Here is a 25,949-nt window from a genome sequence, read left to right on the forward strand (position 1 = left end):
AAAAAATGAAATTCGATTTACATACCCATCATTTTAGATGTGGCCACGCCGACGGCAATATCGAGGATTATATTTTAGCCGGAATTGAAGCCGGGCTTCAGGTTATCGGCATCTCGGATCACTCCCCCTTCTTTTATCATGAGAATGATCAGCCTTCGCCAGGCATTGCAATGGCAAGAAGCGAATTCACCAATTATGTTAATGAAGTATTGCGGTTGAAGGAGAAATACGCAGGCAAAATCGAGGTTATGCTTGGAGTAGAATCGGATTTCTTCCCTAAATATGTGGACAGCTACAAAAAAGCCTATGACGGCGTGCCCTTCGATTATATCATTGGTTCTGTTCATCAAGTTGGCGACGTCAGCATATTCAATCGCAATCGGTTTAAAAACTTAAATGAACAGCAGCATATTGAAGTGAAGCAAAGCTATTATGATCTTATCAAACAATCTGCACGCAGCGGCATGTTTGATATTTTGGGACATATCGACGCGATGAAGGGGTATTATCCCGCTTTCTCTGATATACCTGCTAATAAAGAAATTGACGATGCTTTGCAGACGATTGCCGAATGCGGCGTTTCCATAGAGATTAATACATCAGGCAGCACCAAAGATGTAGGCGGATGGTATCCATCGGATGCGATCTTAGAGCGAGCACTTCATTTTGGCGTAAATGTAACGTTTGGTTCGGATGCGCATAAGCCAAGCAGAGTTGGCGAAGATTGGGAGCTCGTACAGAAAAGGCTGAAGGAAATTGGCTTCTCACAGTGGGTTTTTTATCGCAAGCGCCAACAAGTTATTGTACCGATATAAGAGCTCATGAGGGGCTTTAGACAAAAAAAGTGGACCTGCACGTCGCAGGTCCCAAAAGGATATATTAAAAAGGGGGTCTTGTTTATTATAATAGCCCACTAATGTAATGAGACGATAACAGAACTATTTCATTTGTGTAACAAATTTGAGGGGTTGGAAAACGATGTGGCTCATTACAGCCATCAGCAGCGCTATTTTATTTGGACTAGCAGGCTGGTGGATGAAAGTATCACAAATGCGGGGCGGCTCTGCAAGAACGCTGCTGCTCGGATTGTATGCTTCTGGAACGTTAGGTTTTGGGGTGCATGCGGCGCTTGAAGGAACGTTTTTCTTTCTTGCTGATCCAAGGGTATGGATTGCAGGCATCATAATAGGAGCAGGCTCAGCATGGGGAAACGCTTTGTTTATGAAAGCATTGCATTTTGGACCCGCCAGCTTGACCTCTCCCCTAACGAATATGAACATTATCTTAGTTGTCGCTTTAGCGACCTTGTGGTACAACGAGCCGCTCAGCGCTTCGGAAGCAATAGGCATTATGCTGCTTCTGCTTGCTGTCGTCTTTATTGCTCATAAACGAAAGGAACCGCTCACGATTATAGAAAAAAGATGGTTCATTCTCGTCTTTTTGGCAGTCGTGCTCTTTGCGCTGCGCAATGGCGGATTAAAGGTCACCGATGAATTGGAACTTCCTAGCGCCCCGATCCTGTTCATCGCTTATGCCCTCTCTCTCTGCTGGTTTCTCATCCCGGTCAAAACGACCGCTGCACGTTCCGCAGAGCGAACTGGGCTTTGGCTCGGTATTGTTGCAGGTCTGTTCTCATACGGAGGATTGCAGCTTTATGCAGTCGCGATTGCTACTGGACAAGCGAATCTTGCAGCGCCTATCTTTGCTACGAACAGTCTTGTCGTAGCAGCTGGCGCTATTATATTTTATAAAGAGAAGTTGACGATCCTGCAGTGGACAGCCTTTGCTTGTACCATTCTTGGGTTAATTGTGATTCGATTGTAATTCGCGAACGCTTTTCCTGTATTTTCCTAACTTTAATATAGTAAATATAATATACGATCAAACAATCGCATTCCCACTGAAATTAACTTACTTTTAGTTTGTTCGTATGGTACAATAGTATTACAAAAAGCGGGGTGATACGGTTGGATTATTCGACAATGTGCCCAAAGTATGAAGCCGCAGCCGACATTTTAGGCAAGAAGTGGACTGGCAGAATTATTCGGGTATTGCTTGGAGGACCAAAAAGGTTCAAAGAGATTAAGGAACAAATTCCCGAAATGAGCGACAAAATGCTAACGGACCGGATGAAAGAGCTTGAAACATTAACGATTATCAAACGTCAAGTTTATCCAGAAATGCCTGTACGTATTGAATATGAGCTAACCGACAAGGGCAGGGAGCTTCAGCCAGTCATTGAGTCCATTCAAACTTGGGGCGAACAATGGATGTAAGATAAAAAACCGCTTAGGCGGTTTTTTTTATTGCCTTCTCTTCTTTTATCTGGAATTGACAAAGGATTATTTATCTACTATCATTGATAATAATAATCAATATCACAATATGCAAATAAAAAACCCCCGATCAGATCGAGGGTTTCCTATAAATCAATTGGACTACATGCCAAGCCATTTTTTGAATAGATGTTTGGTTGTATCTTTATTGATTGCTGCGATTGAAGTCGTAAGCGGAATGCCCTTCGGACATGCGCGAACACAGTTTTGCGAGTTGCCGCAGCCTTCGATGCCGCCATCTGTCATCAGTGCATCCAGACGTTCTTCCTTATTCATCTCACCTGTTGGATGAGCATTAAACAAACGAACCTGTGAAATTGCAGCAGGACCGATGAAGCTGTTCCGATCATTTACGTTCGGGCACGCTTCAAGGCAAACACCGCAAGTCATACATTTGGAAAGCTCATAAGCCCATTGACGCTTCGTTTCTGCCATCCGCGGTCCAGGACCCAGATCATACGTTCCGTCGATTGGAATCCATGCCTTAACGCGTTTCAAGGCGCCAAACATGCGCTCACGGTTAATAACAAGGTCACGAACTACTGGGAATGTTTTCATTGGTTCAAGACGAATCGGCTGCTCAAGCTTATCGATCAAAGCGCTACACGCTTGACGAGGCTTGCCGTTGATGACCATTGAACATGCGCCGCATACTTCTTCCAAGCAGTTGGAATCCCAGCATACAGGAGCCGTGCTTGCTCCATCTGCCTTTTTCGGATTACGTTGAATTTCCATCAAACCGCTAATTACGTTCATATTAGCGCGGTAAGGAATTTCAAACTCTTCCGTATATGGTTGGGACTCAGGAGTATCTTGGCGAGTGATGATAAACTTAACCGATTTTGTAGCTACAGTCGTTTCAGCCATCATTATTCTCCTTTCTTCTTGTCGCTCGAGTAATCACGTTTACGCGGCTTGATCAAGCTTACGTCGATATCCTCGTAAGAAATTTGTGGACCTTCCTTCGTCCATTTCGCAATCGTCGATTTCATGAAATGCTCGTCGTCGCGTTCTTGGAAGTCTGGTTTATAATGAGCGCCACGGCTTTCGTTGCGCAGTAATGCGCCTAGCGTCATTGCTTCAGAAAGCTCAAGCATGTTCCAAAGCTGACGAGTAAAGGCAACGCCTGCATTGTTCCATTGCGCAGTATCGTTAATGTTGATATTCGCATAACGCTGCTTCAGCTCTTTGATCTTGTGGATCGTTTGCTCCAGCTTGTCATTAAAGCGAACAACCGTCATATTGTTCGTCATCCATTCGCCTAGCTCTTTGTGAATGACATATGCATTTTCAGTACCCTTCATATTAACGATGCTGTTGTACTTGTCCGTTTGACGCTTGTTCTCGCGGTCAAATACGGAGGAAGCTACATCTTCAGCTGATTTCTTCAAGCCTTTGATATACTCAACAGCTTTTGGTCCAGCTACCATACCGCCGTAAATAGCGGATAGCAGAGAGTTGGCGCCAAGTCGATTCGCACCATGATATTGATACTCGCACTCACCGGCTGCAAACAGACCAGGAATGTTTGTCATTTGATTGTAGTCAACCCACATGCCGCCCATTGAATAGTGAACCGCTGGGAAGATTTTCATCGGGATTTTCCGTGGATCGTCGCCCATGAATTTCTCATAGATTTCAATGATACCGCCGAGCTTAACATCAAGCTCCTTCGGATCTTTGTGAGACAAATCAAGGTAAACCATGTTTTCTTGGTTGATACCAAGCTTCTGATCTACGCACACGCTGAAAATTTCACGAGTCGCAATATCACGAGGAACAAGGTTTCCGTAAGCAGGGTATTTTTCTTCTAGGAAGTACCAAGGCTTACCGTCTTTGTACGTCCAAATCCGTCCGCCTTCACCACGCGCTGATTCCGACATCAAGCGGAGCTTGTCATCGCCTGGAATAGCTGTTGGGTGAATTTGAATGAACTCGCCGTTTGCGTAGTTAACGCCCTGCTGGTAAACTGCGCTGGCAGCTGTGCCGGTGTTGATAACAGAGTTCGTTGTTTTGCCGAAAATAATACCAGGACCGCCTGATGCAAGAATAACTGCATCTGCACGAACCGTGTGAACTTCCATCGAGCGAAGATCCTGTGCCGAAACACCGCGGCAAATGCCGTCATCGTCAACAACAGCGCCAAGGAATTCCCAGTGCTCGAATTTGTTAACTAGTCCAGCTGCTTCCCAGCGACGAACTTGCTCATCCAGTGCATAAAGCAGCTGTTGACCTGTCGTTGCGCCTGCAAATGCTGTACGGGAATGCTTCGTGCCGCCGAAGCGACGGAAATCCAGCAAGCCTTCGGATGTACGGCTGAACATAACGCCCATCCGGTCCATCAAGTGAATAATGCCTGGTGCCGCATCACACATTGCTTTAACTGGCGGTTGGTTGGCGAGGAAATCTCCGCCGTATACGGTATCGTCGAAATGCTCCCATGGAGAATCGCCTTCTCCTTTTGTATTAACAGCGCCATTGATGCCGCCCTGTGCACATACTGAGTGGGAACGTTTGACCGGTACTAGTGAAAACAGATCAACGTGAACGCCAGCTTCTGCTGCTTTGATGGTAGCCATCAAGCCTGCAAGACCGCCGCCTACGATGATAATTTTATTTTTAGCCATAACGTTTCGCTCCTTGTCTACAAACTAACCGATATTCGTAAGTGCCAATGCAGCACTTGCAGCTTCTTTGAATTGATCTCCGCTGAATGCGATAAGCGAAAGAATAAACAATGCTGATACGACTACAAAAACGCCCATGCAAATATATGAAGAGATGCGTTGAGCTTTCGGGCCAATCGTAATGCCCCAGCTGATCAGAAACGCCCAAAGGCCGTTGCTGAAGTGGAAAACAGCTGCTAATACACCAATAACATAAAGTACGAAGTAAGTAGGGTTGCTCGCAATTTGATTCATCGTTGATCCCAGTTCCTCATGGGTGATGTGGCCGAGATAAACTTGAATCCGAGTTTGATATACGTGCCAGAAAACGAATACAAAAGTAATTACCCCAGTTACCCGTTGAGCGGTAAACGCCCAGTTCCGGCCGTACTTAAAACGTCCCGTATTCGTGTTCGATTGGTAAGCGACATACAAGCCGTAAATACCATGAAACAATAGCGGGAGGTAAATGCCGAAAATCTCGAGCAGCGGCAGCACGGGCATGCTGTTAATGAGAGTTACGCCTTTGTCAAAGCCTTCAGGCCCGCGTTCAAACGCCTGGTAGTTAGTCAGACCATGCACGACGATAAATCCGCCGAGTGGAATGATCCCGAGAAGCGAGTGAAGCTTGCGCGAGAAATACGAATTTCCTTTCATGTCATTCCTTCTCCTTTCAAAACTGTGAGTGCTAGCATGCTTTTTCTTAAAATATAAGAATGTATCGGTTTCCCCTTTATACATTGCTTATATTCCAGCGCAAACGAGGTGCTGTGCAGCCAATGGTTGTCATCAGCAGTTTACGCTTGGCAAATCATTCTACATTGTAACCCCAGCATGTATGTCCGTCAACAAAACTCGACACATATTAGCCACACTTCCCATCCTACTCCTTTTAAGCTTATAATGGAATTGCTTATTTTTTATAATTTCTTATAACAAAATGACATAAGGGGTTTCATTCATGAATGAAGAGATGCATGTCTTCACCGTTATTGTGGAACAGTCCAGTATGAACAAGGCTTCCGCCTTGCTAAACCTGTCTCAGCCTGCACTTTCTCGCAAAATTGCCAAGCTTGAGCAGGACCTGGGCTCTCCTTTGTTTCATCGCATCGGAAAGCGGCTGGAGCTTACTCGAATTGGGCAATTGACCTATGAATATGCTTTGGAGCTTCGCCAGCTTCATCGCAAATATCTGCAAACCGTCTCTGAGTTCACCTCAGCTGGACATACGACCCTTACTATTGGCGCAAGCTTGACGACGCTTCAAACGACTTTGCCCGATCTCATTCAAAGCTTAACTTCAACTCATCCGGAGATCGACATTAAAGCGATTACCGGCAAGACGCATGAAATCGTATCGCTCGTACGAGATCACAAAGCCGATATCGGCATTGTCGCCTCTAGTATTGAGGATTCAACGCTGCGGTGTATTCCGCTGTTTGAGGATCATCTATCGCTCGTGGTGCCTCGTAATCAGGTCATTACCGATAAAGGCACGCTGGGTATACAGGATGTGACCGGCATGCCGATGATCTTGTTCTCCAAAGGCACTTGGTACAGGTTGTTGACCGACGAGCTGTTTGACAAATATCATCTTCAGCMGGATGTGCGAATGGAAATTGATTCGTTTGAAGCTATCCTTCGTTTGCTGCATACTTGCCGTGCTGCGACGCTCCTGCCTCAATCGTATATGCGCAATCAACTGCTTGAAGACAATGATCTTACCGTCATTCCCATTCGAGAACTTGAGGATACAAAGCGCACCACCTCGCTCATTCATGCGGATTCGGCCGCCCTCAGCCCGTCCGTTCGTCTTTGGATCAATGAGCTTGCAGCAGGCTTCCCCAGCAAAAAGGACAGCAGCTTTTAAAATAGCTGCTGTCCTTCAGCATTTCCAATATTACACTTCCAAATCCATTTCAGCCTAATCTGCCTTTTCTAATGATAAGCCTCTTCCACTACATAAAAAAATTAACGGATAACGGATGCTTCGAAGTCTTCTATTTGCTCATTTGTTCCTATAATAACCATGACATCACGAAGTGAAAGGACATCCGTTGCTGTCGGTGCAATAATGATGCCATTAGGCTTATTTATGGCTACGATGCTGCATCCAAATCTAGCTCGCGGATTAAGATCATGCAATGACTTGCCATCCAAGCATTGCGGTACGGCAAGCTCGGCGATCGTATACTCTTTGGAAAGCTCGATATAATCTAATAGATTTGGGGATACAAGCTGATGCGCAACTCGAATACCCATATCGCGCTCAGGATAGACCACGCGGTCTACACCGATTTTCTCAAGCACCCGGCCATGCAGTTCAGTCAAAGCTTTCGCTACAACTTGCTTCACTTCCAAATCCTTAAGCAGTATGGTTGTTAAAATGCTGGATTGAATGTCATCGCCAATCGCGACAACTCCGCAATCAAAGTTTCTTACACCCAAGGAGCGCAGCGCTTCTTCATCCGTACAATCAGCTGATACAGCATAGGTTAGAATACCGCTCATGTCCTGAACGGCTTCTTCATCCTTATCTATTCCAAGCACCTCATGGCCAAGCTGGACGAGTTCGCGCCCTAAGCTCGAACCAAATCTCCCTAAGCCGATGATGACAAATTGTTTCTTTTTAATTCCCACTTGCAAAGTCTCCTATCCAATCGTAATTTTGCCTTCTGGATGCCGATAAAGCTCTTTCTCTGTACGAGGCCCAAGCGCGTATGCGAGCGTCAGGGGTCCAAGTCTTCCGGCAAACATGGTTAATGCAATGACTATTTTCCCAACAAGGCTCAGCTCTGGCGTAACACCAACGGATAATCCTACTGTTCCAAATGCTGATGTCGCTTCAAACAATAGCTTTATAAAAGCTTGATCCTCCGTCATCGACAAGATCATCGTTACAATAATGACAAGCGATAAAGAGATCAAAGTAATCGTGAGTGCTTTAAAAATTCTGTCTTTGCCTAATCTGTAACGGAAAAGAACGATGTCCTCTCGTCCTCTAATCATTGCAAATACAGCGCCGACCAGCGTTGCAAAAGTTGTTGTTTTGATACCGCCGCCCGTCGAGCCGGGCGAGGCGCCAATAAACATTAATATAATGGTGAAAAACATCGTTGCTTGCCGGATAGCCGTATAATCAAGCGTATTGGCTCCTGCCGTCCGCGGCGTTACCGACTGGAAGAACGAGGACAAAATTTTCCCGCCCCAGTCCAGAGAGCCCAGTGTCTTCGAATTCGAGAATTCAAAAATAAATATGACGAGTGTCCCTACTGCAATAAGCGTTCCTGTCATAGATAGCACGACCTTGCTGTGCAGCGACAGCTTGCGGTTTTTGCGGAACTCCATCAGGTCCGACATAACGACAAAGCCGAGTCCACCCGAAATAATCAGCATCATAGCTGCAATATTGACGACTGGATCAGAAACGTATAAGGTCAAGCTGCGATAGTTCCCAAAAATATCAAAACCAGCATTGTTAAACAATGAAACCGCATGAAAGGCTCCAAAATAAATCGCTTTGCCCAGCGGCATATCAAATGCAAACCTCGAAGCAAACAACGCAGCGCCAATAAGCTCTATTGTCAATGAATACACAATAACGCGTCTAATCAAACGCACGATGCCTTCCATGCTCGACTGGTTCATGGATTCCTGCAGCAAAAGCCGCTCACGCAGCGAAATCCTCTTGCGAAGTACGAGCGCTACCAGCGTTGCCATCGTCATAAATCCGAGTCCGCCAAGCTGGAACAGGCACATTAATATGATTTGACCCCATATAGAGAAATAAGTTCCGGTATCAACGACAACTAACCCTGTTACACAGGTTGCCGAGGTTGCCGTAAACAGCGCATCTATAAAAGGCAATCTCTCACCGCTTACCGATGCAAAAGGCATGGATAATAATAAGGCACCCAGCAATATAATAAGAGCGAATCCACTTACCAAAATACGCGGGGGTGACCACTTCAAAACATTCCAACTAACCTTCATTCATTTCCCTTCTTTTTGATTATGTCATATTGTCATTTATTGTTTTTAAGCATAAAAAAAAGCACTGGAAACTCAAGTGCTCGTGCGATGAGTCCTGTTCCAATACGCCTTCGAGGTTAGCTGACGGATTCGGGCCTGGACAGGCAGCCCTATTCAGCGGAAGAAGACGATGCTTCACCGCTAAAATTCACCCCATGCTATCTAATGTTGAACTGCTTTGCTTTCAGCAGGCTCATCCATTTAGACAACTTTATGGTTCCCCCGATTTCCTTAGGAAATTCGGCTATGCTATGCAATTAGTATGACGATAACGATTATAATCCCTAAGCACTCCTGATATAAAGGTGACGTTTATGACAAACAGGACGATATTAGCTCAAATTAGGGCAATGGGACGAACCAGCACATAGCTAGCTTGCTGGACATCGTTATTTCGCATTTTTTTGAAAACAAACGGTCATTTTCATTGGATAATTTAGGGATTCATATGTTAAGGTAATAAAATGAGCTATTTATTATGAAGACAGTTGAGGTGAAACTATGATTGATTCTATTAAACCCAATGAATGGAAACGATTTATATGGGCAGCAGTTGCTTGCTTTATTATTTATGGAGCCGTACAAATCGTTCCAATGATTACAGCTATCTCATCTGGCGAAATGAATACCAAGGTCATTACGAAATCAGCGGCGGAGGATAAGGCGTCTGCATTTGTTGAAAAAGAAACAGGCTTGAAGGTGAAATCAGCTAAAGCTGTACATCAAACCGATAAAATTATGAATGGCTACTTATCTAAATATGAGCTAGTCAAAACATATACGGATAAATATGACCCTAGGTTTCCTACAGATACGTTTCAGGTTGATCTTAAATTCGTAGGCGGCGGCAGCGGATATGTTTATCTGCATATGCACAGCGGGAAAGTCGTAGCTTGGAACTTGAAGCTTGATGAACTCGACGGTCAAAGACTAACAGAAGATGAAATGCAAAAAGTGGTTAAAACATTTTTGAACAATCAATCATTCAACAGTGAACAATTTTTAATTAACAAACAAATGAAACCAGCTGGATCATTGAATGCAAATGGTGATTTGGTCGCAATGCCTCTCTCTGGATATGAAATGAAAAATGCACAGTTTATGATCACTTTAGATGCTCTTAACATTAATGAAAAGACGGTCATTACGAGATATAAACCTACATTTAAAGCACCATCCGATTACATAAACTATGTAGAGAAACAAGATAAAATAGCTGGATACCTTACCTCTATCGGTTATCTGTTCATGAGCTTCGTTTTATTCGTCTTAGCTATTATTTACTCCGTTTTGTATCGAAAACATACATCCTTTAAATACGGAATCGTATTAACGATCATTTATTTAATTACTTATACGATCATGAATTTAAACGTTCTGGATGGTATCCGGGCTACGCTCGGCGAGACGGATATGGCAGGCGCTACCGTTTCGATCACTGCCATCGTAAGTGTTCTGCTAGCGATTCCAATGGCAGGTTCCATTTATGTATCCATTGTTGCCGGAGACGGCCTCTGGAAGGCGCAGGGCCGCGCTTTATGGCCGCGTTTTGGTCAAAGAGGGTATGGCGATTATGTTTGGCGCAGCGTCGGCTTGTCCTATTTATTCGCGATCATCTTATTCGCAATTCAATCGGTTATCTTTATCGCCTTGAAGCTGTCCATTGGCACTTGGGAAACATCAGATGCCTCACAATCCCCATACAATATGGGCATTCTTTGGCTGATGCCCGTGCTTGCTTGGGCTGCCGCAATTGGCGAAGAAGCCGTATTCCGCTTCTTCGGTATTGGACTATTTCGCAGGTGGTTTAAAAACACGTTTGCCGCAGCACTGCTGCCTACCTTCTTCTGGGCGCTCGGCCATGTGATGTATCCTTTTTATCCGTCTACGACGAGATTGTTTGAGCTGATGATTATCGGGCTGTTGTTCAGCTTTATCTTCGTCAGATACGGCTTCATTACAGCCATGTTCACCCATGCCATCTTCAACAGCGTTGCAGTTGGCCTATCCTTGCTCACTATTGGAACAGCACCGAACATAATCTCGGCTATTTTCTTCTCCGTGCTGCCGGTACTGATTGCATTTGTTCTAAAATATTTAAGTCACAAAAAAGAGAAGAAGCCGTCTATGACGACGACTCCTCCCCTAGGGCAGCTATAATTTGCGAAGCTAATTTATCACCAATAGATAGAGGCCGGAAGTCTTCGACTGAGGCCTCTTTTATTTTTTTGATCGAGCCAAAATGCTTGAGCAGCAGCTTGCGTCGTTTCTCGCCAATGCCCGGAATCGAATCAAGCTTCGACTCCACCATGGATTTGGCGCGCTGCTCGCGGTGGAATGTAATCGCAAAGCGATGCACCTCATCTTGAATGCGCTGCAGCAAATAAAACTCCTGGCTGTCCCTTGGCAAAGGAACAATCTCCGCAGGATCTCCAGTCATAAGCTGCGCTGTCTTATGCTTTGCATCCTTCACAAGACCGCAAACCGGGATGTATAACCCAAGCTCATTCTCAAGCACGTCGAGCGCCGCTGATATTTGCCCTTTGCCTCCATCGACTACAATCAGATCCGGCGGAGCTAATTCCTCTTTCACCACACGCTCGTAGCGGCGCCGTATGACCTCGCGCATCGTTTCGTAGTCATCTGGACCTTGTACTGTCTTAACCTTGTATTTACGGTACTCCTTGCGGTCTGGCTTGCCGTCCGTAAAGACAACCATAGCCGAAACTGGATTCGTACCTTGAATATTGGAGTTATCAAATGCCTCGATTCGGCGTACTTCATCCAGTCCTAGCCATCCTGCAAGCGACTCTGACGCTTTAACGCTTCGTTCCTCATCTCGTTCGATGAGTCTGAATTTCTCGTCCAGCATCACCCTTGCATTATCGATAGCCATCGTTACGACCTCGCTCTTGCGTCCGCGCTGCGGCATAAGCACCTTAACCTTCAGCCAGCTGTGCAAGGATGCAATGACATCGTCAGCGTGCGTAGCGGCTGCCTCATCAACTGCTGCCACTCCGCCCGCTGATTCCACCGCTTCCAGCTCAGGCGGTATTGGCAGCAGGATTTGCTTAGGCAATGCCGGATTATCGCTATAATACTGCGTAACGAATGTCATGAAATCATCATACTCTTCCCCGTAATAAGGAAAAGTTGTGCCGTGCCGCTCAATGAGCTTCCCTTGGCGCATGTACAATATTTGAACGCACATCCAGCCCTTATCTACTGCAAAACCAAAAATATCACGGTCAAGCGCATCGGACATCGTAATCTTCTGCTTCTCCATGACCGCATCGATTGCAATAAGCTGATCCCGAAGCTCCTTCGCCCGTTCAAATTCGAGCTTCTCGGCTGCTTCCTCCATCTTGCGCTGCAGCTCATTTTTCACGACATCTTGACCGCCGTTCAAAAACTTTGAAATTTCTTGAATCATCCGATCATATTCGCTCTGCTGTACATCAAATTCACACGGTGCAATACATTGTCCTAGATGATAATACAAGCACACCTTATCTGGAAGTGTCTTGCACTTGCGAAGTGGATATAGCCGGTCCAGAAGCTTCTTTGTCTGCTGAGCGGCATAAGCATTCGGGTAAGGGCCAAAGTACTTGCCCTTGTCTTTAATGATACGTCTTGTGACCTCGAGCTTCGGATGTTTCTCGTTCGTAATTTTGATATAGGGGAACGTTTTATCATCCTTTAACAGGACGTTATATCTTGGATGGTATTGTTTAATTAAGTTGCATTCTAAAATGAGTGCTTCCATATTGCTAGAGGTTACAATGAATTCAAAATCACGAATTTCAGATACAAGCCGCTGCGTCTTGCCGTTGTGGCTGCCGTTAAAATAAGAACGCACGCGATTTTTGAGCACTTTTGCCTTGCCTACATAAATGATGACGCCTTCGCTGTTTTTCATGAGGTAACAGCCTGATTGATCCGGGAGCAAAGCTAGTTTGTTCCGTATCGTCTCTTTTGCCTCTGCAAGCTGCTGCTCTGCCTGCTCCCGATCCGTTTGCTGATGATCCATGCTCTCGCCTCCGACTGCCAAATGATTCTGTTCATATTTTATCATAACTCGGCTATACTTTGTTTTACAATTGTCACCGGTTCTGGCTTTACAACTGTTTATCTGTTTGAGTATACTAATATAAGTTGAATAAACCGATACTACATAAAGACGACCGTAAATTGGTTGTTACTTACGCAATCGGTCTTTTTCAAGGAGGACGTCAACGATGGAAAACGTAAGAGACCCGCGCGAGCATTTTAACGAAGAGCCTCGCCATGACTTGATGGACGTCGTGTTCGGCTTTGGCGGCATGCTCGGTTTAATGACCGTCATTTTCGCTGTTGCTGTAATCGTGAAATTCATCATTTCATAAGAAAAAGGAGCAGCGAGCTGCTCCTTTTTTTTGTTGCCTATCAACGATACGCAGCTGATAAATCAGATATAATTCCGCTATGCTTGTTGCTTTATCATTAAATAAGGATACAAGAAAATAAGTCCGAGTATATAAAGCAATAACGCAAACAACGCAGGTGAAAGATGCAAAAAATCGATATAACCGATGGATAGATGAACACTTAAGCCCGCATAGAAGCCCGGTGCTCCGCCAAGCAGCAGCGTCCACCATATCCAGCGCGATCCCTGCTGGATTCCCCATAGCGCAATAATAAGAATGGCCAGCGCAGCACAGAACAACGCTCCGCCAAATCCTGCTCTATCATGGGCTATTAACGGGATGAGTTTCAAGTTCGCCCCATTCAGCTCGTTATGCGTCGTATTCAAATAAACCAAATCCGACTGTACGAACACCTCTGTAATCCCAACGCCTGCGATCGTTAAACCGCCTACAGCCAGCGCAAAGCCCAAAACAACAAAACAAAATTGTCCATACATCGCCAAACGCCATAATCGATCATTACGAACATTAACTGGCAAGCGATAGGGCCGATCCGGATTTCTGCGCATGGATAGCAGAAACATCGGGAACAAAACAGCAGCAGCAAGCGCATGCAGCGGGTCGAAATAACCGTATCCAAGAAATAAGAAAAAGCTTAAAAACCCAACAATACCCGACGTCATCAGAGCCGTTCGAGCCCAGTGCAGACTATGCTTTAATCCATGTCTAGCCAGCTGAACATACAATATGCCGATTGTAATCATCGTACCGGAAAGCGTAATTCGGTCATGAGACATAAAATGCAGCAAATGATGGTTGACTTGCTTCAGCTCGTCCAACGTCATGTCTATAAAATTCAAGTCATAGGACAGCAGCACCGTAGTCGCAGCAATAATCCAAGACAATATCCCGCCAATAATCATGCCGATTCCAAGCAGGAGCATCCAGCCCCAATGCTTCCAGAATGATGGAGTCACTTGCGCAGGAAGATCTCGGACCTGCTCATAAATGACAGCTTCATTAATCCGTTTTGGCAGACCAGGCCCTGCATAAATCAGCCCGCTGTGAAGTAGAACGGCGTTAGCGCCTGCTTTCAGCAAATCTAACGCATCCTGCGGCTCATGCACGCCCCCGCCCGCTTTGATTAGCAAGTGGGAACAGCATTCCTTTCGCAGCAGCTTTATTTTGGCCAAAGTAAGCGCCTTGGCCTCTTTACCCACGCAGGCGCCATAGCCCTCGTTGTTATCTTCGCAAATTGCTTCTCCAATGACTACGCCTCTCCATACACCTTCTGCTGCCTGGAGCAGGGAGACCAAGCTGTCATTAGAAAAGTCAGGCGAAACATAAATAAACAAAGGTTTATTAGCATGCGGTTGTGCAGAAGCGTATCCGGCTATGCCTTTCAAAATAGTGAGGGCTTCTTCGAGGCTCCTTGATGAATGCAGGACATCAACATAAAAACCAGCCGCACCCGCTGCATTTAGCTGCACCAGCATGCTTTTAAGTTCGATTAGAGCCTGCTCGCAAGAAGCATGCGGCATTGGAGCAATTCTTGCCAGCTGCGGCAACGAATGTCCGGGCTTTCCCATACGCTCAGCATATTGCTCTACACCGTCGTTTTCATAATAATCTGGATATCGAATGGTTTCATTTAGGATGTCATTCGTTATAGGCTTATCACTCATAATTTGCTTGACGGTGATTGGACCATGCTCGATAAAACCGATTCCAAACTGAGCCAGCGCTTTATGCGCCACTCCTTGCGGGTCTAGACCGCCTGACAATCCCACACTTGTAGTTAAGGAAATGCCTGCTAGCTTCTGCTCCAAGTAAGGTGATGGCTCCATATGCCCAAGTGTACGAATGACAAAAGTACCGCCTGGGATGCTGCTCAGCGTTCCCATTGCTTTTAGAGTCAGTGTTCTGCTGAGCCTAGAAGGAAGCCTGAATAAAAGAGGTCGAAACAAGGACTGATAGGACCAATCCGGCATTAATATTCTCCTTATGGATACTTTTCTTCCAGTATACAACAAACCCAATGCCTGCGCGGCATTGGGTTTGTTGTATTTTTATCGAATCTATTAGGGAGCTACTGCACAATTCTAAGCGCTTCACCCGTTGATGAATTGTCCCGCTGCTTCGATTGCTGTGAAGATTCGGACGGAACCTGCTGCTTCTGAGAGGGACCATCATAACGTGTTCTTTCCGTCCGGTCGATCTGTACAATTCTTCCATCATGAACAGTGATCGTTACATGCCCATAATTAAGACCCGTTACTTGTTCAGAAATACGCTCCAGCCATTGCGCATCTAACTCTAGCGGTTTTGCCATTTCAAACCCCTCCATTATTGTCATTTATTCAGCTTTCTCCGCTGGCTTCTGCGTGCCAGACTTCCACTCTACAATGCTCTTCACGATCATCGTTACGACCGCTAGCATGACGAGCAAAGAAGCAACGGCGAATGAGGCCGAAAATTGATATTCGTTGTACAAAATCTCAATATGCAGCGGCAGCGTATTCGTTTCTCCGCGGATATGGCCGGATACGACAGATACAGCGCCGAACTCGCCCATTGCTCGTGCATTACACAAAATAACGCCATACAATAGCCCCCACTTGATGTTTGGCAAAGTAACCTTCCAAAAGATTTGCCAGCCTTTAGCGCCTAAGCTTGCAGCTGCTTCCTCTTCTTGGACGCCCTGCGCTTGCATCAACGGAATAAGCTCGCGAGCAACAAAGGGGACCGTAACAAACACGGTTGCAAGTACGATTCCAGGAACTGCAAATATAATTTGGATGCCACGCTCATCGAGCCAAGGACCAAAAAAGCCCTGTGCGCCAAATAACAGCACATAGATCAATCCAGAAATGACTGGCGACACAGCAAACGGCAAATCGATTAACGTAATTAAAATATTTTTACCGCGAAAGCGAAATTTACTGATCGCCCAGGCCGCAGCAATACCAAAGACCGTATTCACAGGAACTGCGATTAATGCAACGATAAGCGTGAGCTTAAGCGCCGACAAAGCATCCGGCTCTGTAATCGAATCAATGTATACGCCTACACCTTTTTTTAAAGCTTCAACAAATACCGATGCCAGCGGCAGCAGGACAACTAATCCAAGAAACAGCATCGCAATGATAATAAGCAGCCATTTTACGGGACCTGATTCTGTAATATGCCTCGGACGTTTGGAAGCTTCTGCATTCGTGTGTACTGTAATTGCTCCAGCCATTTGTATGAGCTCCCTTCTTAGTCTGATACTGTGCGGCGATTCATTCGCCACTGCAGTAAATTAATGACTAGCAGCATCAGGAAGGATACAACGAGCATTACGAGTGCAATGGCAGTAGCGCCAGCGTAATCGTATTGCTCCAGCTTCGTCATGATGAGCAGTGGAGTAATTTCTGTTTTCAGCGGCATATTGCCCGATATGAACACGACCGAGCCATATTCTCCGATACCTCGTGCAAATGCTAGAGCAAAACCAGTTAGTAGTGCTGGCAACAGCTCAGGCAAGATGACCTTCCAAAAGGTTCTTAAACGATAGGCTCCGAGCATAACTGCCGCTTCTTCCGTTTCTTTCTCCATATCCTGCAGCACCGGCTGTACCGTACGAACAACAAATGGAAGTCCAATAAATATTAATGCGATGGTAATACCGAGCGGGGAGTAAGCAACCTTGACACCGAGCGGTGCGAGCAATGAGCCAATCCAACCATTCGGTGCATAGATCGCAGTTAAAGCAATGCCAGCCACTGCAGTTGGCAGTGCAAATGGCAGATCCACTAAACTGTCGACGATTTTTTTGCCTGGAAACTGATAACGAACGAGCACCCAAGCGATTAATAGGCCAAATACCGCATTAACAAGTCCGGCAAAAAATGCGGTTAGAAAGCTGACTCGATAAGATGCAACGACACGAGCATTCGTAACCGTGCTCCAGAATTCCGACCAGCTGAGCTCTGCCGTTTTGAAAAAAACGGCAGTCAGCGGAATCAATACAATAATGCTAAGGTAAAACAATGTGAATCCAAGCGACAAACCAAAACCCGGCAGTACCTTACGGGGCTTGGAACCTTTCATGTGAAGTCAGCTCCAATCTTGTTTATGCTTTGCATTATGAGCCTGGTGTGTAAATTTTGTCGAAAATGCCGCCGTCTGCAAAGTGTTTGGTTTGCGCTTCTTTCCAGCCGCCAAAATCTTTATCAATCGTGAGCAATTCTAGAGTTTTGAATTGATCTGCATACTTTGCAGCAACTGTCTCCGAAATTGGACGGTAGTAGTTTTTAGCTGCAATTTCTTGGCCTTCTTCTGTGTAAAGGTATTTCAAGTAAGCTTCCGCTACTTCACGAGTTCCGCGCTCGTCTACCACTTTATCCACTACAGCAACTGGAGGTTCAGCAAGAATACTTAAAGAAGGATATACGATTTCGAATTTGTCTGGACCAAGTTCATTGATCGATAGGAAAGCTTCATTCTCCCAAGCAAGCAGTACATCGCCAATGCCGCGTTCTACAAACGTTGTTGTTGATCCGCGTGCACCGGAATCCAGTACAGGTACATGCTTAAATAATTGTGTAACAAACTCCTGTGCTTTTGCTTCGTCATTTCCATTTTGCTTGAGCGCATAACCCCATGCAGCAAGATAGTTCCAGCGAGCTCCGCCAGATGTTTTAGGATTTGGCGTAATAACTTCAACTTTGTCCTTGATTAGATCGTTCCAATCCTTAATGCCCTTTGGATTTCCTTTACGAACTAGAAATACGATTGTTGATGTATAAGGAGCGCTGTTGTGCTCAAACTTTGATTGCCAATCCGCATTAATTAGCCCTGGCTCAACGATTGCATCGATGTCATAACCAAGTGCAAGTGTTACAACATCCGCCTTCAGGCCATCAATAACTGCGCGGCCTTGTTTACCAGACCCGCCATGCGATTGTTTTATCGTCACGTCTTGACCTGTTTCCGCTTTCCAATGTTTCGAGAATGCCGCGTTAAATGCTACATAAAGCTCACGAGTAGGATCGTAGGATACATTCAAAAACTCAACTGGCGGTTTTGGTTTATCCGTAGGTGCGTCTGTTGCAGCTGTATTAGTTGCCTCGTTAGTAGGCTTATTCGTTTCTTTGTTTGTTTTGTTGTTGCCGCCTTGACCGCAAGCAGCCAATACAAGCACTAATGCCAATAGAATAACAACGGAACGAACATGAGTAATTTTCTTCATCTTTCCATACACCCCTTTTTTAAATTAACAGGCTTTCAGAAACATTTATGAAGTTTACTTCCTGTGAGGATGTTTCTCCTGGATAGGTGTTTGCTCCGGTTCGTCCGGTCGGAAAACATTATTCCTACCTGCTTAGTTGGTTATGGAAGAATCTTACCAGCGAGCCCCACTTTCTGTCAATACTTAATTTCAAATAATTGATAAGTCCTATAAGAAAGCTTTATATGCTAGCAGAACGAACGACACAGTATAAAAACAGCGCTCATTCTGAATACGCTTTCAACCATACTGAGATAAAGCTTGATGCCGCTGCCAGCCTTAAACAAAAATAAAAGCTTTGGTCAACAAATTCCTCGAATAGGAATCCGTTAACCAAAGCTTTAATCAATTACTTTTGTCCGCGCTTGTTTTCACCGGTAACCATGACGACTTCAACGTAAGGCCGTATACGGTCCATTATACGCTGTCCCTTATGCAACTCATCGCCATCCTTGCTCGTAAAGCTAAAATGCCTCTCCAGCGCCTCCAGCTCGTAGTTGGAGGTGTAGAACGTTGGCTTGCGCTGCATCCGATAATTCAAGATCGCGCCTAGTACATGATCGCGAACCCATGGATTTAAATTTTCCGCGCCCATATCATCAAAGATAAGCAGGTCGGTTTCCTTCATCATCTCGACCGTTTCCTTCAGCTTGCCAGGCTCATGCATGAGCGTCTTCAGATCTTCTACAAAGTCAGGCATGTAGACGATCACTCCAGAATATCCAGCCTTCGCAAGCTCATGAAGCAAATAACACATTAAAAATGTTTTGCCTGTACCAAAGCGGCCTGCCAAATACAAGCCTTCCTCCTGCAAGCCATGCTCTTTCGTGCGATCGATATATTTCTGAACCTGCCCAACCGCCTTTGCACGCTCAAGATCTCTCGTAATAATCTCAGCTGACGAATAGCCGCGCTGCAGCGCCTTCTCGTCTATGTAGAAGCTTCTGATCCGGCTTCTAATCTGATCCTCATTCTGACGAGCGTTAAATTTCTTGCATGCTACCTTACGGTCATATAACTGCGTTAGTCCATTCACCGTATCAGAACTAAGCAGCGTATAGTGGCCTTCAAAATCATTCGGGCAATTGTCTAAGCCCGGACAATTGGTACAGTTCCTGTATTCCGTCACATATTGATAAACCCGATTCAAATTAAGACGGATTGTCTGCTCATCCAAATCCGGATATTTAACGCGAAGCTTCTCAACAAGCGGTTCTGCAAGCAGCTCAGTCAGCTTATGCTCCGCCTTTTCCGTAAAGGCTTTGCCGGAAGGCCAAGCCTTCAGCAATTCGCCCATCGACTCCATCATCTGCTTACACCGCCTTTATCATTTACCGTCTAATTTCCGAGCCAGCTTCAACAGCTCTTCAAGCTCATCGGCCGAAACTGCCGAAGCCGATTGATCTTCCTGTACGATTGGAATAGAAGGCTTACGGGATGTGCCCCTGCTGCCTCCGCTTCTGGAGCCGCCTTTCGAGCCGTTATAGCCTCCGCCAGCGTAACTGGTCGCAGCTTCCTTGCGGCGCTCCTTATCCTGCTCCACCTGCGCTTGCTCTCGCACATAAAGCACAGCTTTCTCGAATGTATCGATTTGTTTCACAAGCATGTTCGATGCTACGGCATCTAAAAATGTTTTTGTCACCCGCTGCGCATCGTTAGCTCCGATAACATAATGTATAAGTACGTTTATAACAGGGGCAGCTAATTTATAATTGAGGTCGATGCGTTCAAACACTCGTTCAATCCAATCCGGTACTGCTCCGGGGAAAAAGCGCTGAAGAAACCGTGTATGTGGTTCATTTCGCATCAGCATATTATATTGCTGAACATCACAGCGGCCGCTAAGCTGATTTGGAACTTGCAAATAATGCTGCTCTTGCACTTCGTATTCCTCGGTCAATTCATCAGGATCAACCGTCTCCTCGTCCGCAACAACTTGCGTGCGTGACAGCGCTCGCTGCCGTTCGCCTTCCCGCTTCTTGTCCTGCCTATAAAATTGATTAGCCCGCAGTTGAAGCTCGTCAACATTCAGTGTGCCGCTCTCTCCAAAAATGCCATCCTCATCAAGCAAACGACATATATCCACTACAGCCAAATTATATTTGTAAGCTACATAGTTCACCTGTGAGAGTTGTTCTTCATCACTTCGCAGCCGCTCCACGAACCGCCGATTGGCGGAATTACGAGGAAAACGCAAAATAATTTCTCCATAAGGTATGCCTGCTGTTGCTTGTGCCGGCCTAGCGGCTGATTGCCGCGATGGCGCAACCTCTGTCAACGCTTGCTCAAGCTCATTGTCTACGGACTGCATATTAAGCTTAAACAGCTCATAGAAAGGCACGGATATATTTTCTTTCGTTAACTTCGCTCCTGCCAGCTCATCCGGTTCATTAGCGCCAAATGATTCTCGAAGCGAGATTACCGCATACTTGCCAACCTTATCGCGCAAGAGCATCGTTAAATGCATGTTGCGAAAAAATTCGACTGGCGACAACGGCTGCGACATCTCGTATTCATAAATAACATCTGCATTATCAGGAACGCCTAAACGTGACGTTTGCAGCAATCCAACAGCCTCCAGCTTCGAAGCCTGTTCGATAAGATGCTTGCGTCCGCGCTCGTTCATCTCCAGCCCTAAGCCAAGAAATAGCTTGCGCTGCGGCTCAATCGAAGAGTAGCCCGAGGTGCCTTCGGCAATGCCATGATACAGCTGCTGGTAAAATGCGACGGCAAATGCGCCAATCATCGGCTGATAGATTAGCGACAGCATTTTGTAGTCGAGGCTGCTTAGCGAAAAATCGCGAAAAATGTAATATCGGTGGTGTTCCGTGTACTGCAATATATTATTGATGCGCATAGCATCAGCTCCATCCTTCACTAACATTCTATCATTTTAACATAAAAACCGATGTTCAGGACGAGTCGGAAAATAGAAAAATCCCCCGAAGGAGGGATTTTTTTTTCAAATATAAGAAGGCATATCATTCGTTCCTTCTGCTTATCTTATATTTCTCCGTCAAAGCGCCTTCAGCATCCAGTGGACGCTGAAGGCGTTTTTACTTGGCTTAAAACATTTTGTAGCCGCCCTTGCGCAGCGCCTGAATCGCCCATCCGCTTACGTATGCGCCGATTAGCGCTCCAATTACCGGTATGTAATCAAAAACCGTGTAGTGAGCAAAGTTTTCAATCGTCGTTGACGCCGACTGATCCCACGGAGCCCAAATGCCTAATACAATTAATGCGATAACAAATAAATATATCGGGAACCACGTTGTTTTTAACAACATATTCAAAATAAAGCCAATGCCGAACATCATAACTAAAAACAGCACGGTTGCAATAATTAATTGAAGCATCCAAACTTCCCCTTTCACACTCTCGTTTATTAGTTTAATTAATGGTTAGATGGAAGTCAATTATATGAGGACAAATGTCACAAGACCGCCATTTGCTCACTCCGCCCTCCTTACGATACAATGATTAGAGCATCATTATGGAGCTTGAAGGGAGCATTTATACGATGAGTGAAGCAGCACAAACATTAGAAGGCTGGTACGCGCTGCATGATTTCCGCAGTGTGGATTGGACCGCTTGGCGCTTAGCCGATGAAAGTGAACGCAGCCGCGCGCTGGACGAGCTGCAAACGTTTTTGCAGCAATGGACCACAGTGGAGGAAAATAAAGAAGGCAGTACAGCCGTTTATTCAATCGTTGGTCAAAAAGCAGACTTCGTATTCATGCATTTGCGTGAAACACTAGAGGAGCTTAACGAACTTGAAACGGCGTTTAACAAAACAACATTCGCAAGCTTTACATATCCGGTATTTTCATATGTCAGCATTGTAGAGCTGAGCAACTACATGGCACAACCGGGCTCTGATCCGATGCAAAACCCGGATATTATAGCTCGATTGAAGCCGACACTGCCAAAAGCAAACCACATCTGCTTCTATCCGATGAACAAGCGCCGGGATGGACAAGACAACTGGTATATGCTCGCAATGGACGAGCGTAAAACGTTGATGCGCAGCCACGGGATGATCGGTCGTCAATACGCTGGCAAAGTTAAACAAATCATTACCGGCTCTGTCGGCTTCGACAACTGGGAATGGGGCGTTACACTGTTCGCCGATGATGCGTTGCAATTCAAGAAGCTGATTTATGAAATGCGCTTTGATGAAGTGAGCGCTCGTTACGCTGACTTCGGTGATTTTTATGTCGGCAATTTCTTGAATGCAGAAAAATTCCAAGCTTTGCTGAAAATATAATAGAAAGAAAGCCCAAGCCTTTTCTTCAAATGGCTTGGGCTTCTTTTTTTCCGAGAGAATCAACTGAATGAAAAAGGCTTCCGCCTTGGAGCAGTTTCGTTGCTGCTCCAATGAGCGAAAGCCATTATTTTAATTATCGTCGTCGTCATCTTCGTCATTATTTTCAAGACCAAGCCGCTTCGCTTCCAAATACTCTTGCGTAGCTCGGTCACGAGCGCGGCCTTTGTCCTTCAACCGTTCGATCGCCGGCTGAATAAGGAGGTCAACTTCCTTTTGCACCGTATAGGCCAAGTCGTATCGTGTTTGCGATTCTAAGAAGGAGCCGACTTCCATCAATGCATTGTAACGATCCAGCTCATCTCTGGTCAGCAATCCGCGGACTTGTACGCTGCAATGTCTCATTATAGAAACTTCCCTTTGCGAAGTACAAGCGAAATGCCGCCGATGATGAACAGGTAACGAAGGTCGATCGCTTTTTTCAGCCATGCGGCTACGCGGCCTTTATATTTTTTGCCAAAAGCTACTCCGATTGCTTCGCCTTTGCCAAGTGATGCTACCGTTCCTTTGTTGCTGAACGTGAAGCTCTTCGGTGGTTGATTGCGAATGGAAGCGACAAGGTTATGTGCGCATACGACACCTTGCTGCATTGCAATTTGAGCAGTCGGCGGATAAGGACGGCCTTCTGGATTAAACATCAGCGAGTTGTCGCCAATGATATAAATGTTCTCATTGCTCGGGGAACGAAGGAATTCATCCACCTTCACGCGTCCGCGCATCGTTTCGAAGCCAGCTTCCTCAATGAGGCGATTGCCGCGAATACCGCCAGTCCAGATCACGGTTGCCGACTTAATTTCTTCGCCTTCGCCAACGATTACACCCTCTGGCGAGCATTCCTTAATGGCTGTGCCAATACGGAACGTTACACCCTTCTTGGTCAACACATCCATCCCATACTCTACGAGCTCAGGATCAAAGCCTGGCAGCGCCGTTGGTGCTGCTTCGATGTTGTAGATTTTTACAAGCGCAGGATCTACGTCAAATTGCTTGCACAGCTCAGGAATACGGTCGGAGAGTTCTCCAACAAACTCGATTCCCGTAAAGCCTGCACCGCCAACAACAAACGTCAAATAATCCGTACGATGCGGTTCACGTTTGAAGCGCGCGAATTGGTACTCGATATGCTCGCGAATCAAACGAACAGAGTTGATGCTGCGAATATTCATTGCATGTTCGCCTAAGCCTGGAATTCCGAAAGTCTCAGGCTCGCCTCCAAGACCAATGACCAAATAATCATAAGACAAAGTACCGTCTTCAAGAATCACTTTTTTATCTTGCGGACGAATTTGAACGACTGTTGATTTCACGAAGTCGATTTTAAATTCATCGATCAATTTCGAAATGCTCACCCGTGCATTTTCCGGATTATCCGTGCCTGCCGCTGGCATATGAAGATGTGTTGTAATATAGTGGTAATCATGTTTATTAACTAACGTAACGTCAGCTTCATTGTAATTTAATTCTTTTTGCAGTCGAAGTGCGGTCAAAATGCCGCCGTACCCTGCGCCAAGAATAACGATTTTAGGTATGTTACTCATCGTTTAATCCCATCCATTCCTTATTTATCTTTGTATTTATACTTTGTGAAAAATTACACATGCTAAACCGAATATTTATAATGATGAGTTCAGTGTGTTCTAATTAAAGTGCTTTTATCAATGAGCCTATGGCATTAAACCGACAACTTTCGACGTTTTATGCAACCACTCCCATGCATAACATACATCAGAAATTCTACAGAGTTTTCGGGCAAAGTTCAAGGGCAAAATATACGAAATTGTTTAGAACTCTATACAAATTAAATATTTCCTTCTTATATCTGGAAAGTTTATAATTGAAGTCGTAAAGCTTATAACGTGGAGGTGGCTACAATGTCAAACCCTGAATCAGCAGTAGATCCCGTCGATATTTTAATCATCGGAGGCGGGCCTGCAGGAATGTTTGCTGCTTTCTATGGCGGTATGCGCCAAGCTTCAGTTAAGCTCATCGAAAGCATGCCCCAGCTAGGCGGTCAGCTTGCAGCGCTTTATCCTGAAAAATACATTTATGATGTTGCTGGATTTCCTAAGGTAACGGCACAAGAACTAGTTGACCGTCTACGAGAGCAGCTTACTCATTTTCAGCAGGAAATCTGCCTTGAGGAAAAGGTATTAAACGTAAACAAGCTTGATGAACGTCTCTTTGAAATTATAACAGACAAAACAAAACATTATGCTAAAGCGGTCATTATTACTGCCGGTGTTGGTGCATTTGAGCCGCGGAGGCTTGAATTGCCTGAGGCCGCTGGATTTGAGAAGAAAAACCTTCATTATTTTGTGGGTGATTTGCAGCGTTTTCAGGGGAAAAAGGTGTTGATAAGCGGCGGCGGCGACTCAGCTGTTGACTGGTCGCTCATGCTGGAGCCCATTGCTGAGAGCGTTACGCTAATTCATCGTCGTGACAAATTCAGAGCGCATGAGCATAGCGTTGAGAATTTAATGAATTCGAAAGTTAACATCCTTACACCAAAAGAAATTACAGCGCTACATGGTGAGGAGAGCATTACGAAAGTCACGTTGTCCGACGTCAAAACATTAGAGACAATTGAACTTGAAGTCGATGCCGTCATCGTCAACTTTGGTTTTATTTCTTCACTCGGTCCGATTGCTGATTGGGGTATTCAAATTCAAGGCGGGTCGATTATCGTTGATACCCGTATGGAAACGAATATTGCTGGAATCTTTGCAGCCGGCGATGTGACTACTTATCCCGGTAAGCTCAAGCTGATCGCTGTTGGTTTCGGAGAAGCCCCTACTGCTATTAATAACGCTAAGGTTTATGTTGATCCCGGAGCAAAGCTCTCCCCAGGACATAGCAGCAACATGAAGCTTTAGCGCATTTATATTGATCATAACGGTAAAAAAATAAACATAA

At 45.4% G+C, this 25,949-nt stretch carries 24 protein-coding genes and 1 riboswitch; of the genes, 8 read left to right on the plus strand and 16 right to left on the minus strand.

Annotated elements, in window-relative coordinates:
- Positions 1 to 5 precede the first annotated feature (5 nt).
- The 3 genes from AC1DPK_RS01075 (at position 6) to AC1DPK_RS01085 (ending at position 2,276) form a co-directional block, all read left to right on the plus strand.
- Positions 6 to 815 carry a histidinol-phosphatase gene (locus tag AC1DPK_RS01075; RefSeq protein WP_441876792.1) on the plus strand — a complete coding sequence of 270 codons (810 nt, stop codon included), beginning with the start codon at positions 6 to 8 and terminating at the stop codon, positions 813 to 815.
- A gap of 163 nt (positions 816 to 978) precedes the next feature.
- Positions 979 to 1,824: an EamA family transporter gene (locus AC1DPK_RS01080; RefSeq protein ID WP_477509000.1), complete on the plus strand. Its 846-nt coding sequence runs from the start codon at positions 979 to 981 to the stop codon at positions 1,822 to 1,824.
- A gap of 143 nt (positions 1,825 to 1,967) precedes the next feature.
- On the plus strand, positions 1,968 to 2,276 hold the full coding sequence (locus AC1DPK_RS01085) for a winged helix-turn-helix transcriptional regulator (RefSeq protein ID WP_076267582.1): 309 nt from the start codon (positions 1,968 to 1,970) through the stop codon (positions 2,274 to 2,276).
- A gap of 162 nt (positions 2,277 to 2,438) precedes the next feature.
- Here the strand turns inward: AC1DPK_RS01085 and sdhB are convergent, their stop codons facing one another.
- Genes sdhB through AC1DPK_RS01100 form a run of 3 tightly spaced genes read right to left on the minus strand, consistent with a single transcriptional unit; the run spans position 2,439 to position 5,659 of the window.
- Positions 2,439 to 3,203 (minus strand): succinate dehydrogenase iron-sulfur subunit, encoded by a 765-nt coding sequence (gene sdhB / locus AC1DPK_RS01090; protein ID WP_441908603.1) that lies wholly within the window; start codon positions 3,201 to 3,203, stop codon positions 2,439 to 2,441.
- Positions 3,204 to 3,205: 2 nt separating this feature from the next.
- Positions 3,206 to 4,963 carry a succinate dehydrogenase flavoprotein subunit gene (sdhA, locus tag AC1DPK_RS01095; protein ID WP_076267580.1) on the minus strand — a complete coding sequence of 586 codons (1,758 nt, stop codon included), beginning with the start codon at positions 4,961 to 4,963 and terminating at the stop codon, positions 3,206 to 3,208.
- Positions 4,964 to 4,987: 24 nt separating this feature from the next.
- Positions 4,988 to 5,659: a succinate dehydrogenase cytochrome b558 subunit gene (locus AC1DPK_RS01100; RefSeq protein WP_441908277.1), complete on the minus strand. Its 672-nt coding sequence runs from the start codon at positions 5,657 to 5,659 to the stop codon at positions 4,988 to 4,990.
- A gap of 304 nt (positions 5,660 to 5,963) precedes the next feature.
- On the opposite strand from AC1DPK_RS01100, the gene AC1DPK_RS01105 reads away from it, so the two are divergent.
- The gene (locus AC1DPK_RS01105) at positions 5,964 to 6,872 is read left to right on the plus strand and encodes a LysR family transcriptional regulator (RefSeq protein WP_477509001.1); all 909 of its coding nucleotides are present in this window, start codon (positions 5,964 to 5,966) and stop codon (positions 6,870 to 6,872) included.
- A gap of 101 nt (positions 6,873 to 6,973) precedes the next feature.
- Here AC1DPK_RS01105 and AC1DPK_RS01110 read toward each other — a convergent pair whose 3' ends face one another.
- On the minus strand, positions 6,974 to 7,636 hold the full coding sequence (locus AC1DPK_RS01110; RefSeq protein ID WP_076267751.1) for a potassium channel family protein: 663 nt from the start codon (positions 7,634 to 7,636) through the stop codon (positions 6,974 to 6,976).
- A gap of 18 nt (positions 7,637 to 7,654) precedes the next feature.
- Positions 7,655 to 8,995: a TrkH family potassium uptake protein gene (locus AC1DPK_RS01115; RefSeq protein ID WP_339204413.1), complete on the minus strand. Its 1,341-nt coding sequence runs from the start codon at positions 8,993 to 8,995 to the stop codon at positions 7,655 to 7,657.
- A 90-nt stretch (positions 8,996 to 9,085) separates the two neighbouring features.
- Positions 9,086 to 9,290, minus strand: a riboswitch (cyclic di-AMP (ydaO/yuaA leader).
- A 245-nt stretch (positions 9,291 to 9,535) separates the two neighbouring features.
- On the opposite strand from AC1DPK_RS01115, the gene AC1DPK_RS01120 reads away from it, so the two are divergent.
- The gene (locus AC1DPK_RS01120) at positions 9,536 to 11,194 is read left to right on the plus strand and encodes a CPBP family intramembrane glutamic endopeptidase (protein WP_477509002.1); all 1,659 of its coding nucleotides are present in this window, start codon (positions 9,536 to 9,538) and stop codon (positions 11,192 to 11,194) included.
- Here AC1DPK_RS01120 and uvrC read toward each other — a convergent pair.
- Positions 11,160 to 13,064: an excinuclease ABC subunit UvrC gene (gene uvrC / locus AC1DPK_RS01125; RefSeq protein ID WP_339204416.1), complete on the minus strand. Its 1,905-nt coding sequence runs from the start codon at positions 13,062 to 13,064 to the stop codon at positions 11,160 to 11,162. The genes AC1DPK_RS01120 and uvrC overlap by 35 nt on opposite strands.
- A 208-nt stretch (positions 13,065 to 13,272) precedes the next feature.
- Here uvrC and AC1DPK_RS01130 point away from each other — a divergent pair, with 208 nt between their 5' ends.
- Entirely contained in the window at positions 13,273 to 13,419 is a 147-nt protein-coding gene (locus AC1DPK_RS01130) for a YqzM family protein (protein ID WP_144376731.1), read from the plus strand.
- Positions 13,420 to 13,496: 77 nt separating this feature from the next.
- On the opposite strand, the gene AC1DPK_RS01135 is transcribed toward AC1DPK_RS01130, so the two are convergent.
- From AC1DPK_RS01135 to AC1DPK_RS01170, 8 genes are all read right to left on the minus strand, one after another.
- Complete coding sequence (locus AC1DPK_RS01135) at positions 13,497 to 15,431, minus strand: dihydroorotate dehydrogenase (RefSeq protein WP_477509003.1); 1,935 nt, start codon at positions 15,429 to 15,431, stop codon at positions 13,497 to 13,499.
- A 98-nt stretch (positions 15,432 to 15,529) separates the two neighbouring features.
- The gene (locus AC1DPK_RS01140; RefSeq protein ID WP_076267573.1) at positions 15,530 to 15,772 is read right to left on the minus strand and encodes a YezD family protein; all 243 of its coding nucleotides are present in this window, start codon (positions 15,770 to 15,772) and stop codon (positions 15,530 to 15,532) included.
- A gap of 24 nt (positions 15,773 to 15,796) precedes the next feature.
- Entirely contained in the window at positions 15,797 to 16,681 is an 885-nt protein-coding gene (gene cysW, locus AC1DPK_RS01145) for a sulfate ABC transporter permease subunit CysW (RefSeq protein WP_339204419.1), read from the minus strand.
- Between the two features lie 17 nt (positions 16,682 to 16,698).
- Entirely contained in the window at positions 16,699 to 17,532 is an 834-nt protein-coding gene (cysT, locus tag AC1DPK_RS01150) for a sulfate ABC transporter permease subunit CysT (RefSeq protein WP_477509004.1), read from the minus strand.
- Positions 17,533 to 17,566: 34 nt separating this feature from the next.
- Positions 17,567 to 18,673: a sulfate ABC transporter substrate-binding protein gene (locus tag AC1DPK_RS01155; protein WP_477509005.1), complete on the minus strand. Its 1,107-nt coding sequence runs from the start codon at positions 18,671 to 18,673 to the stop codon at positions 17,567 to 17,569.
- A gap of 388 nt (positions 18,674 to 19,061) precedes the next feature.
- Entirely contained in the window at positions 19,062 to 20,018 is a 957-nt protein-coding gene (gene dnaI, locus AC1DPK_RS01160) for a primosomal protein DnaI (protein ID WP_076267750.1), read from the minus strand.
- 21 nt (positions 20,019 to 20,039) lie between these two features.
- On the minus strand, positions 20,040 to 21,569 hold the full coding sequence (locus AC1DPK_RS01165) for a replication initiation and membrane attachment family protein (protein ID WP_339204420.1): 1,530 nt from the start codon (positions 21,567 to 21,569) through the stop codon (positions 20,040 to 20,042).
- A gap of 208 nt (positions 21,570 to 21,777) precedes the next feature.
- Positions 21,778 to 22,068 (minus strand): YuiB family protein, encoded by a 291-nt coding sequence (locus AC1DPK_RS01170; protein ID WP_076267568.1) that lies wholly within the window; start codon positions 22,066 to 22,068, stop codon positions 21,778 to 21,780.
- A 164-nt stretch (positions 22,069 to 22,232) separates the two neighbouring features.
- Between AC1DPK_RS01170 and hemQ the strand changes: the two genes are divergently transcribed.
- Positions 22,233 to 22,979: a hydrogen peroxide-dependent heme synthase gene (hemQ, locus tag AC1DPK_RS01175; RefSeq protein WP_076267749.1), complete on the plus strand. Its 747-nt coding sequence runs from the start codon at positions 22,233 to 22,235 to the stop codon at positions 22,977 to 22,979.
- Between the two features lie 129 nt (positions 22,980 to 23,108).
- On the opposite strand, the gene AC1DPK_RS01180 is transcribed toward hemQ, so the two are convergent.
- Complete coding sequence (locus AC1DPK_RS01180) at positions 23,109 to 23,381, minus strand: hypothetical protein (RefSeq protein WP_076267567.1); 273 nt, start codon at positions 23,379 to 23,381, stop codon at positions 23,109 to 23,111.
- On the minus strand, positions 23,381 to 24,574 hold the full coding sequence (locus AC1DPK_RS01185; protein WP_477509006.1) for an NAD(P)/FAD-dependent oxidoreductase: 1,194 nt from the start codon (positions 24,572 to 24,574) through the stop codon (positions 23,381 to 23,383). The genes AC1DPK_RS01180 and AC1DPK_RS01185 overlap by 1 nt, the downstream gene beginning before the upstream one ends.
- Positions 24,575 to 24,907: 333 nt before the next feature.
- On the opposite strand from AC1DPK_RS01185, the gene AC1DPK_RS01190 reads away from it, so the two are divergent.
- On the plus strand, positions 24,908 to 25,909 hold the full coding sequence (locus tag AC1DPK_RS01190; protein WP_076267565.1) for an NAD(P)/FAD-dependent oxidoreductase: 1,002 nt from the start codon (positions 24,908 to 24,910) through the stop codon (positions 25,907 to 25,909).
- The last annotated feature ends 40 nt before the right edge of the window (positions 25,910 to 25,949 follow it).

It is taken from the genome of Paenibacillus sp. 01T424 (assembly GCF_056398745.1).